Origin of the sequence: Dysgonomonas sp. UBA7630, from assembly GCF_002483985.1 — a bacterium.
Lineage (GTDB): Bacteria > Bacteroidota > Bacteroidia > Bacteroidales > Dysgonomonadaceae > Dysgonomonas.
Map to the genome: position 1 here is coordinate 99,732 of NZ_DLIY01000020.1, position 14,520 is coordinate 114,251.

General features: G+C 36.0%; 14 protein-coding genes. 10 read left to right on the top strand and 4 right to left on the bottom strand.

Annotated features, from left to right (window positions below; all coding sequences use genetic code 11):
* Positions 1-18 precede the first annotated feature (18 nt).
* Positions 19-2,166: a methylmalonyl-CoA mutase gene (scpA, locus tag B3P17_RS08845; RefSeq protein ID WP_252636881.1), complete on the top strand. Its 2,148-nt coding sequence runs from the start codon at positions 19-21 to the stop codon at positions 2,164-2,166.
* Positions 2,167-2,633: 467 nt separating this feature from the next.
* Positions 2,634-3,089, top strand: a complete 456-nt coding sequence (locus B3P17_RS08850; RefSeq protein ID WP_291105145.1) for a hypothetical protein — start codon at positions 2,634-2,636, stop codon at positions 3,087-3,089.
* A gap of 20 nt (positions 3,090-3,109) precedes the next feature.
* Here B3P17_RS08850 and B3P17_RS08855 read toward each other — a convergent pair whose 3' ends face one another.
* Positions 3,110-3,940, bottom strand: a complete 831-nt coding sequence (locus B3P17_RS08855) for a glycosyltransferase family 2 protein (protein ID WP_252636877.1) — start codon at positions 3,938-3,940, stop codon at positions 3,110-3,112.
* Between the two features lie 723 nt (positions 3,941-4,663).
* Here B3P17_RS08855 and B3P17_RS08860 point away from each other — a divergent pair.
* From B3P17_RS08860 to B3P17_RS08880, 5 genes are all read left to right on the top strand, one after another.
* On the top strand, positions 4,664-4,897 hold the full coding sequence (locus tag B3P17_RS08860; protein WP_252636875.1) for a hypothetical protein: 234 nt from the start codon (positions 4,664-4,666) through the stop codon (positions 4,895-4,897).
* A gap of 375 nt (positions 4,898-5,272) precedes the next feature.
* Positions 5,273-5,923 carry a hypothetical protein gene (locus tag B3P17_RS08865; protein ID WP_252636874.1) on the top strand — a complete coding sequence of 217 codons (651 nt, stop codon included), beginning with the start codon at positions 5,273-5,275 and terminating at the stop codon, positions 5,921-5,923.
* A 399-nt stretch (positions 5,924-6,322) separates the two neighbouring features.
* Positions 6,323-7,105, top strand: coding sequence for a HipA family kinase (locus B3P17_RS08870; RefSeq protein ID WP_252636871.1), 783 nt, complete (start codon positions 6,323-6,325; stop codon positions 7,103-7,105).
* On the top strand, positions 7,083-7,466 hold the full coding sequence (locus B3P17_RS08875; protein WP_252636870.1) for a DUF3037 domain-containing protein: 384 nt from the start codon (positions 7,083-7,085) through the stop codon (positions 7,464-7,466). The genes B3P17_RS08870 and B3P17_RS08875 overlap by 23 nt, the downstream gene beginning before the upstream one ends.
* Before the next feature lie 307 nt (positions 7,467-7,773).
* Complete coding sequence (locus tag B3P17_RS08880; RefSeq protein WP_252636868.1) at positions 7,774-8,418, top strand: hypothetical protein; 645 nt, start codon at positions 7,774-7,776, stop codon at positions 8,416-8,418.
* A 14-nt stretch (positions 8,419-8,432) separates the two neighbouring features.
* Here the strand turns inward: B3P17_RS08880 and B3P17_RS08885 are convergent, their stop codons facing one another.
* Positions 8,433-9,095 (bottom strand): DUF2461 domain-containing protein, encoded by a 663-nt coding sequence (locus B3P17_RS08885; RefSeq protein WP_252636866.1) that lies wholly within the window; start codon positions 9,093-9,095, stop codon positions 8,433-8,435.
* Positions 9,096-9,295: 200 nt separating this feature from the next.
* Between B3P17_RS08885 and B3P17_RS08890 the strand changes: the two genes are divergently transcribed.
* Positions 9,296-9,976 (top strand): hypothetical protein, encoded by a 681-nt coding sequence (locus tag B3P17_RS08890; RefSeq protein WP_252636864.1) that lies wholly within the window; start codon positions 9,296-9,298, stop codon positions 9,974-9,976.
* Positions 9,977-10,034: 58 nt separating this feature from the next.
* Here B3P17_RS08890 and B3P17_RS08895 read toward each other — a convergent pair whose 3' ends face one another.
* Positions 10,035-10,502, bottom strand: a complete 468-nt coding sequence (locus B3P17_RS08895) for a MaoC family dehydratase (protein ID WP_006843122.1) — start codon at positions 10,500-10,502, stop codon at positions 10,035-10,037.
* 270 nt (positions 10,503-10,772) lie between these two features.
* On the opposite strand from B3P17_RS08895, the gene B3P17_RS08900 reads away from it, so the two are divergent.
* Positions 10,773-11,678, top strand: a complete 906-nt coding sequence (locus B3P17_RS08900; RefSeq protein ID WP_252636862.1) for a TIGR01777 family oxidoreductase — start codon at positions 10,773-10,775, stop codon at positions 11,676-11,678.
* An 82-nt stretch (positions 11,679-11,760) separates the two neighbouring features.
* Positions 11,761-12,855, top strand: a complete 1,095-nt coding sequence (locus B3P17_RS08905) for a Gfo/Idh/MocA family protein (protein ID WP_252636860.1) — start codon at positions 11,761-11,763, stop codon at positions 12,853-12,855.
* Positions 12,856-12,968: 113 nt separating this feature from the next.
* Here B3P17_RS08905 and B3P17_RS08910 read toward each other — a convergent pair whose 3' ends face one another.
* Complete coding sequence (locus tag B3P17_RS08910) at positions 12,969-14,105, bottom strand: adenylyltransferase/cytidyltransferase family protein (RefSeq protein WP_252636858.1); 1,137 nt, start codon at positions 14,103-14,105, stop codon at positions 12,969-12,971.
* Positions 14,106-14,520: the final 415 nt, after the last annotated feature.

Below are 14,520 nucleotides of genomic sequence, written 5' to 3' on the forward strand. Positions count from 1 at the left end.
ATCAAATAAAAAATAAATATGAAACCTAATTTCAAAAACATTGATATCAACAGTTCGGGTTTTGTTGCTACAGACGCTACAAAATGGGCTGCTGATAATGGTATAGAAGCTGACTGGATGACACCCGAACTCATTCCTGTTAAGTCTGTTTATACAAAAGAAGATTTGGAAGGGATGGAGCATCTTAACTATGCTTCAGGTATTCCTCCATTCTTGCGTGGACCATACTCGGGTATGTACGCTATGCGTCCTTGGACAATCCGTCAGTATGCAGGGTTCTCTACTGCTGCTGAGTCGAATGCATTCTATCGCCGTAACTTGGCTTCGGGTCAAAAAGGTCTTTCTGTTGCGTTTGACCTTGCCACACACCGTGGATACGATGCCGACCATCCTCGTGTAGTAGGTGACGTTGGTAAAGCCGGGGTGTCTATTTGCTCGGTAGAAGATATGAAAGTTTTGTTTGAAGGTATTCCATTGAATCAGATGTCGGTATCTATGACAATGAACGGTGCGGTACTTCCTGTTCTTGCATTCTATATCAATGCAGGATTGGAGCAAGGTGCTAAGCTGGAAGAAATGGCGGGTACTATACAAAATGATATCCTTAAAGAATTTATGGTGCGTAATACATATATCTATCCACCGGAATTCTCAATGAAAATTATCGCTGACATCTTCGAATATACATCTCAGAAGATGCCTAAGTTCAACTCTATATCTATCTCGGGCTATCACATGCAGGAAGCGGGAGCTACTGCCGATATCGAGTTAGCATATACGCTTGCCGATGGTATGGAATACCTTAAAGCAGGTATCGATGCAGGTATCGACGTAGATGCGTTTGCCCCTCGCTTGTCATTCTTCTGGGCTATTGGTATGAACCACTTTATGGAGATTGCCAAAATGCGTGCCGGACGTCTTTTGTGGGCTAAGATTGTGAAGAGCTTTGGTGCTAAAAATCCGAAGTCTCTCGCATTGCGTACTCACTCTCAGACATCAGGATGGTCGTTGACAGAGCAAGACCCTTTCAACAACGTTGGACGTACTTGTATCGAAGCTATGGCTTCTGCTTTGGGACACACTCAGTCTTTGCACACAAATGCATTGGATGAGGCTATCGCATTGCCTACCGACTTCTCTGCTCGTATTGCACGTAATACTCAGATATACATTCAGGAAGAAACTCAAATATGTAAAGAGATCGACCCTTGGGCTGGTTCTTATTATGTGGAAACACTAACAAACGAACTTGTGCATAAGGCTTGGGATTTGATTCAGGAAGTTCAAAAACTGGGTGGTATGGCTAAGGCTATCGAAACAGGTCTTCCTAAGATGCGTATCGAAGAAGCTGCTGCTCGTACTCAGGCTAGAATCGACTCTGGTCAGCAAGCAATTATTGGTATCAACAAGTATCGCCTCGAAAAAGAAGATCCTATCGATATTCTTGATGTTGACAATACCGAAGTGCGTCGTCAACAGATCGAACGTTTGAACGACTTGAAGTCTAAACGTGACAACGAAGCTGTGAAGAAAGCGTTAGCTGCTATCACAGAATGTGTGACAACGAAGAAAGGTAACCTGTTGGAGCTTGCAGTTGAAGCTGCGCGCTTGCGTGCTACTTTAGGAGAAATCTCCGATGCTTGCGAAGAGATTGTTGGACGTTATAAAGCAGTAATCAGAACTATATCAGGCGTGTATTCATCAGAAAGTAAAAAAGACCCAACATTCCATGAAGCGAAGGCACTTGTGGAAGAGTTTGCAAAGAAAGAAGGTCGTCAACCACGTATCATGATTGCCAAGATGGGTCAGGATGGACACGACCGTGGTGCAAAAGTTGTAGCTACAGGTTATGCAGACTGCGGATTCGACGTAGATATGGGACCATTGTTCCAAACTCCGGAAGAAGCTGCCCGTCAGGCTGTAGAAAACGACGTAAATGTACTTGGTGTTTCGTCTCTTGCTGCCGGTCACAAAACTCTTGTGCCTCAGGTTATAGACGAGCTTAAGAAACTTGGTAGAGAAGATATCATCGTTATTGCAGGAGGTGTAATCCCTGCTCAAGACTATGACTTCTTGTATAAATCGGGTGTGGCTGCTATTTTTGGTCCTGGTACATCAGTAACCAAAGCGGCTGTACAGATTTTACATATTTTGCTAGCTGAATAATTTAGTTTAAAATCAAACTATAATTATATGAAAGAGCTGCCCGGAATAAGGCAGCTCTTTTTTTGTATCATATTTCATTCTATTTATCTCATAATAGAGGGTGACCTGAAAGTAACAAGAGTAAAATAGTGTAATAGTCGTCATTTTTTATTGTTTGGTTTTAGTCTCTATAGAAAATAGCGATCCTTTATAGAAGTGATGTATAATGTACATCATATTGCATTTTGCAGTATATTGATGGGGTGGATAGCTGGAGTGAGCGTAAAGAAAATATGATTGTAGAATAGAAATGGCTAGGATTTATAAATAATTTTTATAAATTTGTCTTTCTGTTATGTGTTAATTTGATGCTTTTTATACTTATTTGATATCTAAAGAATCGATTAATGTGTTTTATTTGTGATAATTTTTATTGAAAAATGAGATTTGCTATACTTTTATTTATATTTTGTTCGAGTGTAAATTTAATGGCTCAGAATGTTTTAGGTGATAATGGTGAAAGATATAAGATTGCTTATGATTATTTGCTGTCAGACTCTAAGACTTCAGAGCGTGACTATATAGTTTCGGATACACTTATGTTTATGGAAAGAAGCCCATTTTGGAAATATTTCCAGAAGAATGGCGAGTCTTCGTTAGACTGCATAACTCGTATTGATAGCATTGATAATACAAATAGATTTACAAAAGAATATTCTCGCGAATTGGTTAAGCTCTTTGGTTCTGCTGAGGAAACACCAAACTTATACTTTTCTAAAATCTCCGACAATGTTTTGTTTGCCGAATATTTTTATCGCTTCGGATTGAATAAGGATTTGACTCAGGCTCCTCCTAAATACAATGGTAGCTATCGCTATCTCTTTATCTTTGGTTCAGATAATAGTATTGCCGATGTTCTAAAACAGGTGGTTGCCTATAAATAAGATATACTTTGCTTTAAGGATCAAAGCTTTTCTATTCCGTTCGGTGTTTTTATTATTTTATTTGCCTTTACGTTACGGCGTATTTCTTTATTTCTCTCTATTAGTTCCTTGTTTTTGTATGGGCGAGAATGATCCAGGTGTACGCAAATGGCTGAATATCTGATTTGTTTAGAACGTATTCCCATGTTAACCAGTCGTTCCCCAAACTCCCTGTCCAATCCACCATATTGCATAGACTCGTTAAAACCATTGATAGCCAGCATGTCTTCTTTCCATCCTGATGAGTTGCAGCCATTCCATGAGGCTTTTGCGGGTGTGATGAAATTCATAAATGAAGCAAAGGTTTTTGACTTTAAGAGTTTAGTATTCTTGAAAGAACTCTTCAAGCCGTGTTGTCTTAGCCATTTAATATCGAATGCATTTTCGGAGATGATATCTTCATAATTAATAGCTTTGCTGGTCTCCATCGGTAATTTGGGATATCCGCCAGATAAGAAATATCCTTTTTCGGCATATCTTAAATGAGTCTCAATAAAATCCTTTCGAGGGATACAGTCGTGGTCTGTAAATATAAGGTATTCTGATTCTGAAGCTACTATGGCATCGTTTAGTATTTTGCACTTTCTGAAACCTTCATCTGTGTGCCAGATGTGCTTTATGTTCGGGAAATATTTATTCCTGAATTTATCTATTAATTCTCTGGTGTCTTCACCCGAGCCATCATCTGCAAGGATTAATTCGAATGTATTGTGAGTCTGTAGAGTATATCCCCATAAGGTTTTTTCTAACCATTCGGGATTATTGTAAGTTGATATGACAATCCCTATACTTTGAGGTTTTATATTTCTCATCTTATAATATATAGCCTGTAGATTTTAGTATGACCTTTTTGTAAGACAAAATTACAGTAAAAAAGTATATATCAACTATGATGTAGTAACTAAATGAAATGAGCTTTAAATAAGCCTCCTTGAATACTCAAGGAGGCTGCGCCTGCAGTTTGCTAAATTGTCTGTGTTAATGTCAGGCGTCTGCATATACATAAATTACTTTCGTGTATATTCCTACTCCAAAAAACATTTAGCTTTTTGACTTATTCCAATTTTATCTATACTATAGACATAAAATTGTATATCTTTTTTAAGAGGGAATTATAGTTTTTCTTATTTACTGTGAATAACAAATCTTTTCTTGGTAGGAAAATAGAGAGTTATGCAGTTTTAATAAATTTATGTAAAAGTTTCCCTTATGTTTTAATCTTCAATACCTCGTGTAATTAATAACAAAAGTAACTTTTATTTTTATATTATCAAGTGATTTGATATAAAAAAAGAGAAAAATTATACTTGTTTTTAATCATTCTATATTGTGCTATGATTGGTAGTTAGGTGTAGTCTGTGTGTAATTTATATAGGCTAATGTAATTTTTGATTGTAAAATAAAATAGTATAGGAAGGCATTCAATTTGGTTAAAAGCGTTATATTGTTAATAACTAATTAGTATCATGTTTTTTAGTTTTATTTAAAAAAATTATTTTTGCCATCGGAAGATTTTAAATAAAAAATAATAGACGATGACTAAAACACTTCTAATATTTAAAGAGGGAATAGCAAAATCGCAAAAAGTAAGAGAGAGACTTGTGAAAAATATTGATAGGCAAACTGATACAGAGATTACACTGAACTTATCGGATTTGGATTTTGATTTCAATAAAAAAGAAGTGAAAATTTCGCACTATATTAAAGATACAGAATATCCGGATGTAGTTCTTAAATTTAATGATTTTATATCATTAGTTCAGAGCTAATTAAATATCTCTAATATAAGGGTTTAAGATCTTTGGTGTAAAGAACACTTTTAAAAGACTTTCCTCCTTTCCTTTTTATATTATAAGAATTATGTTTAATCATATCAGATATGGTTAGGCATTTTTATTGTCATTCTCGATTAATCCTTTGAAGGTGATTATCGTTAAAAATGATACCCTTATATTCAGGATTCTCTCAAAAAGTTGTAAAAGGTGAAATGATCTCTTATATTTGTATTATAAGAAGTGAAATACTATAAAAAACTGTTATTTTTTTAGGTGATCAGATTTATTATAAATGGCTTATAATAAAGTCTAGTCGATTAAGATAAGAGCTTTTACATTTTCTAGGGATTTTAGATTATCTACTCTGAGATGATTCGTGAAGTAAAAATAGATTCATTTGATGATATCTGTTCATCATTTAGTATTTGGATTATCAAGTATTGTTCGCAGAATTATACTTTTCCATTGTATATGGTTTGGTATAGTGATACGGATGTAGAGGGACGTCATGCCTTCATGCTTGATAAATCAGGATGTATTTTTGCTGTTACTGATTTAGTGAAGATAAAAGAGACACTACTGAAGAATATAGATAAAATTCAACAACCAAACAATTTGATGAATTGGTTAGCTTGCTTTGGAAATATCATACCTGAGTATGTCGAATCTTATAATGTAGGACAAATAGAAAATAATATACGGGGGAATGATTTCTACGATGAGTCAATAACCCAATTTATAGGCTTTATTAATTTGTTTGGAGATTTTGTATACCAGTCGAAAGATAATCTTCTCTATGAAAGAGACTTGAATAATAAGTATATAAGCATGGTATACAAATACTACGATCAATATATTCAATTATCAAATTATAAGATCAAAGAACAATATAATCAGAAGGATAAACCGCGGTTGGAGATAAATCATCTGGAGTTACTGCATGCTTTTATAAAGATTAGGTATGTTATCGAAGAAAATATTTCAGTCGCCTATTTACAAAACACTGTTCAGTCCCTATAATGTCTGATCGAAAGATGAACGACTTCCTAAAATTCAGACAACTTTAAGTTGTAATATAAAAATAGATTATAAACTTCTGTTTTGTTTCTATTTAAGTGTTTGTTTGTTAAGGCGTTTTAAAATGTTTATGTTCTAAAAATACATAAGGAAATATAGTTAATTAACAAAATAAATTGAACTTTATTCTACTACTTATGGTTATATAACATGTAGTTTTGTAAAGTTTGTGTTAAGGCATGAGAAAGTCCTACGACGTGATGTTGTGGGCTTTTTTTATTAGTAGACATGCGATCTACAGACATTAATAATATACAACAATAAGGAATAATTGCTGACTATTTTTTATCTTTATCAACACGAACTAAGTAAATAATAAAAAAGGAAGGGGCGTTATTGAAAATGGAATTACGGACAGTAAATGTTACACGCTATATATCTCCTTTACGCGAAGGAGGCTCTTTGCCTGCACTGGCAGAAGGTGACGATGGATTCAAATATGTTGTCAAATTTAGAGGGGCCGGGCATGGTACAAAAATGCTAGTTAGTGAATTAGTTGGTAGTCTTATTGCCCAAGCACTCGGCTTTCGTGTTCCGGAAATAGTATTTATCAATCTGGATGAGGCTTTTGGTCGTACTGAGGGTGATGAAGAGATACAAGACCTCTTGCAGGCTAGCCGTGGTTTAAATATGGGGCTGCATTTTTTGTCAGGAGCGTTAACTTTCGATCCCGTAGCTGTGCAGATTGATCGTAAAACAGCCTCTCAGATAGTATGGATGGATGCCCTGTTGACAAATGTAGACCGCACAACCAAAAATACGAATATGCTGATGTGGCACAAAGAACTATGGCTTATCGATCATGGAGCGTCGCTTTATTTTCACCACTCGTGGGTAAATTGGGAGAAGTATGCACTAAGTCCTTTTACTCAGGTTAAAGATCATGTATTGCTGCCTTATGCTTCAGATTTGGAGGAGGTTGATAAGGCTTTTAGAGAGATTCTTGTACCGGAGAAAATAGAAGAGATTGTTGCTTTGTTGCCCGATGATTGGTTGCATTGGGGTGAGGAAGGTGAAACTCCCGCAGATATACGTCAGATATATGTAAACTTCCTGAAGGAGAGATTGGTACATTCAGAAATATTTATAAAAGAAGCACAACATGCCAGGGAAACACTTCTATGAATATGCTGTTATTCGTGTTGTGCCAAGGGTAGAACGCGAAGAGTTTATCAATGTTGGGCTTATTATGTACTGCAAAAGGGCTAAATATATAAAGGCTCGTTATGTGTTAGATGAGAATAAGTTACGTTTGTTTTCGTCTGAGTTAGACTTAGAATCATTATCTATCAATTTAGAAGTGTTTGATAAAATATGCTCCGGAACAAGAGCAGGGGGGAAAATTGCATCTTACGAAATATCGGATCGGTACCGTTGGCTTACAGCCGTTCGTAGCACTTCTATACAAACATCTGTTTCTCGTTCGGGATTTTCAGACGATTTGGATGATACTTTCGAGAGGTTATACAACGAATTAGTTCTGTGATTGATAAAAGAGTAAGTCATTTTCTATCCGAATTTATAAAAAACTACATCACTTTTACTGTAATAGTGATGAGATAATCTGAACAGATGCTATATTCTTGTGTTTAATAATATATATCCAGTCTGGAAAAGGATAAGATTATATAAAAGGGTTTTGTTTGGTTATATTTGAGGATTGTATTATATTTATGATTAAGTAGTATACAATACCAGAAAATAAAGAAAAACCAATCCTTCTTGTTTACAAAAGAGTAATATATTTATTCTGTAATATACCATTGTAACCTAAAATACGAGTTTATAATACGATGAAAATATCTACATTGGCTATACTTTCAATGTCTCTTTTAATATACACTGCAATTTTGTTCGGCTGTAGAGGAGGGCAGGAGAGCGAAAGGATACAGTTGTTTATTCAATCTGCGGATATCGGTGACTGTAAGCTCAAAGGTTCGATGTCTTATGATTCTCTGAAAGGTATTTATACACTAAAGGGAGCAGGAGCGAATATGTGGGGTGGAGTAGATGCTTTTCATTTTGCCTGGCTAGAGAAAGATGGGGACTTTGTTTTGCGGGCAAACATTATGTTCGAAGGAGACGGTGTAAATACTCATCGCAAGATTGGTATACAAGTTCGAGAGACATTAGATGCCGATTCTCGCTATGCCGATATTGCCGTTCATGGAGACGGGCTTACTTCCTTGCAATACAGGATGGTTAAAGGTGGCGTTACAGAAGAGCTTGTTTCAGCCAATAGAGCTCCTAGTCAAATACAATTTGAGCGTAAAGGGAATTTTTTTAGGATGAAGACCGGAACAAGTTTAACTCCTCAAATAGCCGATAATGAGATAGAAATACAACTGCCTGCTAAATGTTACATCGGGATATTTATCTGTTCACATGAAGAAAATATTTTAGAAACAGCATACTTCTCAAATGTTGTACTAGAATAATGCTTTTGCCGCCTTTATTCGTTTACAATATCGCTCAGAAATTCGCCTAATGGATGCATTATCTTATATATTTTAGCGGCGTATTCTGCAAAATCTTCACTCAATAATTGTTCTTTAGATATAGGTTTGCATACATAGAAGCGTTTGAGCTTTAGATATTCTGCTGCAGGATGGTTTTTGTCAAATCCATTTGGTACACGTTGAAGTGTATCCTCGTCACGATATAGATCTCCTATTTCTTGTTTAAAGCTTTTATCGTTCAATATATCACTGAATGTGTCAAAATCTTCATAGATACCACGTCTTATTTTCTTTAGTTGCGTACCATCAAGCATATAATATCCTAAAGAGAGGAATAGTTCTTCGGGATCGATATGCATGTAATAGCCTGATGCCTGATCTGCTGTGCGAGCGCGAAAAATAGCACCAAAATGAGTTTTGTATGGTGATTTGTCTTGTGAGAAGCGAACATCCCTATAGATACGGAAAAGACATTTCTTTGGATCGATATGTCCAATTTCTGGATTGAATGTTGCTATTTTTAATGCCATTTCTCCTACCAATAATTCAACATCCTTGCGGGCACGTTCGTACCACGATTTATTTTCAGTAAACCATTCACGATTATTATTCTTTTTTAATTCCAGAAGGAATTTTAGCGTATCTTCTTTTAGCATAATTTTATTCTTTTGAGATATAGACATGATATTCTATTGAAAACGATATTCTAAGTAGTTTTATATCAGATATATCTTTAACTAGCTTTTTATCAGTATAAAGATATTCTAATTTTCAACAAGAGCTTCTTTTTTTAATTGTAAATTTTATATATTTGAAGAAATATACAACACAAACTGAACCAAAACACATACTTAAAATGAAAAAAATAGGAATATCATTTTTCTTACTCACCTTTTTTTGTGCCCATAGCGCACTGTATAGCCAAAATAGTGTACAAGTAGAGATATACCCTCGTCAGAAAGTGATTCTTAGCTACGAAAAGTTCGATATGAATGCTTTTCGCAATCAGGTGGCGCAATCAGGTAGCCTTGATTATGTTTATACCGAAGCGGACGGTACGCAAAAACGTATATCGAACCTCCGTAAAGGGCTACCTATAGAGGTGTATGAAGTGCCGCCCTTGCCTGCTGTATATCGTATATTCAAAGAGTTTTATCCCAGTGGAAATTTAAAACGAAAAGGAATATATTTGCCTCATCAGTTTCCTATCGGTAAATGGCTTGAATGTGATGAGCGGGGAAACTGTAGTGTCATCAATTATGATCTATACAGAGGCGCTTTTGGTTATAACAGTTTGCTTAAAACCCTGGAAGATAAAGGCTACATAAATACTCTGGCAGGAAGCCAGAACTGGTCTTTTATTGTGTGGTACAATGATAATTCGCATCAGTGGGGAATTAAGCTGCAAAAAGGTTCTAAGTATAAAATGCTTCAGATTGATGCTAATTCCGGAGATATCCTAAGTGAGGCAGAGCATGAGGTGAAGCCCATCAACACATCAGTTTATGGTGATTACAATGCTTTTGGCGATTATTAATGTANNGTATTTGAGATCTCAAATACCTTCCTTATTTTATTTCAAACGGTGCTTGTTCTTAACTGTTGAAGTGATATAGGAATATAACAGTTTCTTCCAATGCACTTTTAGGAGAATCTTTTATCTCCAATACAACTTTTATCTCAGCTTTGGCAATACCCCTTAAGTTAACGAGTGAGTCTAATTTTACTCTTAGGCGAACTTCGTTACCTGCTACTACGGGTTGATTGAATTTTAGTTTTTCAATGCCATAGTTGATAAGCATTTTTATATTATTTACTTCTATGATCTGATCCCATAGATAAGGTAATATTGAAACCATCAGATAACCATGTGCGATAGTGCTTTTAAAAGGGCTTTCTACTTTAGCTCTTTCTACATCTACGTGAATCCATTGGTAGTCTAGTGTAGCTTCTGCGAACAGGTTGATACGTTCTTGTGTAATTTTAAGGTAATCAGAAACACCAAGTTCTTTACCTACATATTGTTCAAAGTCTTGATACGAATTAATGATAACTTTACTCATAAGAATGGTTTATANNAGTCTATAAAATTATTGATATTAACCGAGATCACCAAATAAATATGGCTTTGGATGAAAAACATGATAATATTTTACTCATATATTCCATCCTAGCAAATAATTTAGTTTAGTTACAAAATTATTATTTTATAAAGAGTGATATTAAAAAATAATAAGAATAAATATGTAGATTTGCATAACTATGCATTCTGTATAGTGTGTTGATCCAGGTAGTTTGTGTCCAATAAACATTCTAGTATTAAATAAATATATATGCGGGTTTTTATTACAGGAGGTACAGGGTTAATCGGTACGTTATTAGTCAAGGCCTTATTAGTGCAAAATCATAAGATCACGGTTTTGAGCAGAGATGTAGTCAAAGCAAAACAAAAGCTGGGATCAGATGTCGAATATTGTCAATCATTAGATAAACTAGATTCGTTAGATGGTTACGATGTCATCGTAAATTTGGCGGGCGAATCTATTGCCGGTAAACGATGGACAGCAAAGCAAAAGGAGCGCATGTGTGATAGTCGCTGGGATATAACCCGTCGTTTAACCGAACTGATCAAATTGAGCAACACTCCTCCGTCTATATTTATTTCAGGATCTGCTGTTGGTTATTACGGACTTCAGGATGACGATGCAATAAATGAAAATTCGGAACCCGGAGAAGGGTTTACTCATTTGCTATGCAAGAAATGGGAGGCTTTGGCAATGGCTGCAGACAACAGACATACGCGCGTATGTATCCTGCGAACAGGTATCGTTTTATCTAAAGACGGGGGAATGTTGCCCAAGCTGGTTCTTCCTTTTAAGCTGGGGCTTGGTGCTGTAATAGCATCCGGAAGCCAGTATATATCATGGATTCATATCCAAGATATGGTCAACGGTATATTGTTTTTGATAGACACTCCCGAAGCAAGAGGAGCTTTTAATTTTACTTCTCCTAATCCGATTACCAATAGGCGTTTTGCAAAAGTGTTGTCACGCACTTTATTTCGTCCATGTTTATTTAAAATACCATCATTTGTGATAAAAATGATGATGGGTGAAAGTGCAACATTGCTTATCGATGGGCAACGTGCTATTCCTCAACATTTATTGGATAAACATTACCGTTTTGCCTTCGAACATATTGATGAGGCTTTGGCTGATATATTAGTCAAGAAAATATAACTCGTCAATTGAAGGTAAAAGCAGAGTTGAATACAATTGATCGATATTTCTTTTTTATCTTTTATAATAATGCCCTTGAATAATGAAATTAACAAAGATTTTTCTGCTTACTATTTTCTTTTCTCTTGCTTTGCCATTTTTTGCTCAAAAAGACAAGCCTTTGCGACTTGGAGTAGTGGGTCTGTCTCATGGACATCTATGGGAAGTGTTGTCACGTCTGGATAGAGGTGATTTTCAGGTTGTGGGAGTTGCCGAAAAAAACACGCAGCTATGGAATAATAAAATGCTGCGGGCTAAAGTTGACGAAAAGCTTTTCTTTCAGAATTTGGACGAAATGCTTGACAAGACAAAACCGGAAGCCGTAATAGTCTATGAACCTATATATGATCACCTTCGGGTGGTAGAAGCGTGTGCCCCTAGAGGTATCCATGTGATGGTAGAAAAGCCTCTAGCCACTACTGTACAGCAGGCTAAGCGAATGGCTGAACTAGCACAGATATATCATATTATGGTTCTTACCAACTATGAAACGACATGGTATCCTGCCAATCATAAGGCATACGATATGATTCAAAAAGATGGAGCTGTAGGTAAGATGTCCCGAATAAATGTATATGATGGACATTCCGGGCCTGTAGAGATTGGGTGTGGCCCTGAGTTTTTAGAATGGTTGACCGATCCTGTGAAAAATGGAGGAGGAGCTGTAATAGATTTTGGATGCTATGGCGCGAATCTGAGCACATGGCTTATGGGTGGAAAAAAGCCTGTGAGTGTGTCAGCCGTATTGCAGCATCAGAAGCCCGATGTGTATCCAAAAGTGGACGATGATGCTACCATAGTTCTCGAATATCCGGGGGTAACTACCATTATTATGGCTTCATGGAACTGGCCGTTTGGCAGAAAGGATATGCATATTTATGGAAATAAAGGAGCCCTATATCAGGATAATGCAAAGGATATGCGTTTCTTTTCAGGAAACAAAGATACTAAAATGGTTGCAGATGCTTTGCAAGAGCCATACAATGATTCTTTCTATTACCTAAAAGCTGCTGTGCGAGGAGACATAGAAGTAAAATCAACAGACTTGTCTTCTTTGGAAAATAACCTGATTGTCGTTGAAATATTGGAGGCAGCTATAAAGAGTAATGCTACGGGTAAGGCTGTTAAGCTTCAGTAAATACGAATTAAATATTATCTGACCTGTTTGGGCTTGTAGCTCGATGGGTTTTGTTAAAATAGAAAGGGACAGATACTTTATTGATATCTGTCCCTTTAATTATTCTATGTCTCTTATTCGGCTTTTCTTATTCTTATCTGAATTGCATTTTCTATAGGTGTTTCACTTACGAAAATTAGATAACCACCGCCACCGGCTCCACTTAACTTCCAACCTAAAGCGGATGATTTATATTTGTTTAAAACTTCGAGAATATCGTCCGATACCATGTGCGGATACATCACTATTTGAGCTTCGAAACTTTCTCTAATCGCTTCACCTAGTTTTTTTATATCTTTTTCTTTTAGTGACTTCCATGCATTATCAGCAGCATTGCTTAATCTTTTTGCATTCTCAAGTGTAATATTTGTGTTTGATAGGACATCATAGTCTTGGTGGCGTGGATATAATGGTACAAGCCACAAATGTTTTTCTAGCCACAATAATATCTCATCATCCAATACTTTTTCTATATGCGATGGCCAAAAATCCCCGTCGTAATATAGTTTGTTTAGTCCGGGTAGAACGATTCCCAATGAATCCTGTGAGCCACTTACATATTTTGTTCCCGGAGGATTCTCGAAGCAGAACAAGGTTTTAGCAAGTTTTTCTTTATCTCCCGTCGGAATATCTACCTGCCAGAGTTCTATGGCTTTTTTACGTGAGCTGGTTGACATGCCACTCCTGTCGTTGAAGTCATAATCGGGCTCAATAGATATTGTAAGTACAGCTCCCGGATATAGACTGCTTACATTTGGTTGATCAAGCCACCCTCCTGCCAGATCTATCCTATAAGGAATTCTGCATTCTTCACGCAAAGCCGTTGTGGAGCGAGTTGGTAATCCGGCGTGGGGGATTCTTTTGCTTACGATGTATTCTATATGAAGGTCTTTGCATAGCTGTTCTTTTAAGGCGCTGTGTCCGTCACTGTTAACAAAGAAGATGTCGGGTTTCAGTTCCTTCAGGTCATCAATAAAGTCAAGTATGCCACTTCCTTTATTGATCCAGGCATCTTTTACAAACCGAAGAGACTTTATCATATATAGGCGCTCCTGCTCGTTGTTTATGGTTTTTCGGGCTTTTAGTTCATTTACTGTTTTGTCGGAACCTATCCCCACATATAAATCTCCGTAACCGGCAGCTTCTTCAAAAAATGCAACATGGCCGCTATGGAGCATATCGTAGCACCCACTTACAAAAACCTTTTTCATATTTTATATTTTCATGTTCGAATTATAGTATGTAAATATATATCTTTTTCACTAATTATTGCTCCTTCTAGGATAGGTGACTATGTCTTTTTTTTAACAAATTTCCTCAATAAAGTTTGTTTCATTACTATAATACATTAAATTTGCAGAAGACAAACTGATATTAGCTATTAATGACCTTATATAGAACTTGATTTTCTCATATAAAAAACTAAGAATATGTTTTGTATTTTGTCTCTTTTGCAATATTAGTTGCTTTATATAGGCTTTTTTATATTCATTATATACTTGCACATTATTCTTTAATATGAAATTAACGTATGATGTTTGTTTCGAAAAAAGCCGAGAGATTGAAAAAAGAGCTGTAAAGCTTTAATATATAATTATGTGTTGCCGGACGTTAGTGTAAGAATAA

What these genes read in the sequence shown, in the direction of transcription:
- B3P17_RS08860 (WP_252636875.1), top strand. Translation starts at nt 4,664, where the DNA reads ATGACTAAAACACTTCTAATATTTAAAGAGGGAATAGCAAAATCGCAA.
- B3P17_RS08855 (WP_252636877.1), bottom strand. Translation starts at nt 3,940, where the DNA reads ATGAGAAATATAAAACCTCAAAGTATAGGGATTGTCATATCAACTTAC.
- B3P17_RS08905 (WP_252636860.1), top strand. Translation starts at nt 11,761, where the DNA reads ATGAAATTAACAAAGATTTTTCTGCTTACTATTTTCTTTTCTCTTGCT.
- B3P17_RS08865 (WP_252636874.1), top strand. Translation starts at nt 5,273, where the DNA reads ATGATTCGTGAAGTAAAAATAGATTCATTTGATGATATCTGTTCATCA.
- B3P17_RS08895 (WP_006843122.1), bottom strand. Translation starts at nt 10,502, where the DNA reads ATGAGTAAAGTTATCATTAATTCGTATCAAGACTTTGAACAATATGTA.
- scpA (WP_252636881.1), top strand. Translation starts at nt 19, where the DNA reads ATGAAACCTAATTTCAAAAACATTGATATCAACAGTTCGGGTTTTGTT.
- B3P17_RS08875 (WP_252636870.1), top strand. Translation starts at nt 7,083, where the DNA reads ATGCCAGGGAAACACTTCTATGAATATGCTGTTATTCGTGTTGTGCCA.
- B3P17_RS08890 (WP_252636864.1), top strand. Translation starts at nt 9,296, where the DNA reads ATGAAAAAAATAGGAATATCATTTTTCTTACTCACCTTTTTTTGTGCC.
- B3P17_RS08900 (WP_252636862.1), top strand. Translation starts at nt 10,773, where the DNA reads ATGCGGGTTTTTATTACAGGAGGTACAGGGTTAATCGGTACGTTATTA.
- B3P17_RS08880 (WP_252636868.1), top strand. Translation starts at nt 7,774, where the DNA reads ATGAAAATATCTACATTGGCTATACTTTCAATGTCTCTTTTAATATAC.
- B3P17_RS08870 (WP_252636871.1), top strand. Translation starts at nt 6,323, where the DNA reads ATGGAATTACGGACAGTAAATGTTACACGCTATATATCTCCTTTACGC.
- B3P17_RS08850 (WP_291105145.1), top strand. Translation starts at nt 2,634, where the DNA reads ATGGCTCAGAATGTTTTAGGTGATAATGGTGAAAGATATAAGATTGCT.
- B3P17_RS08910 (WP_252636858.1), bottom strand. Translation starts at nt 14,105, where the DNA reads ATGAAAAAGGTTTTTGTAAGTGGGTGCTACGATATGCTCCATAGCGGC.
- B3P17_RS08885 (WP_252636866.1), bottom strand. Translation starts at nt 9,095, where the DNA reads ATGCTAAAAGAAGATACGCTAAAATTCCTTCTGGAATTAAAAAAGAAT.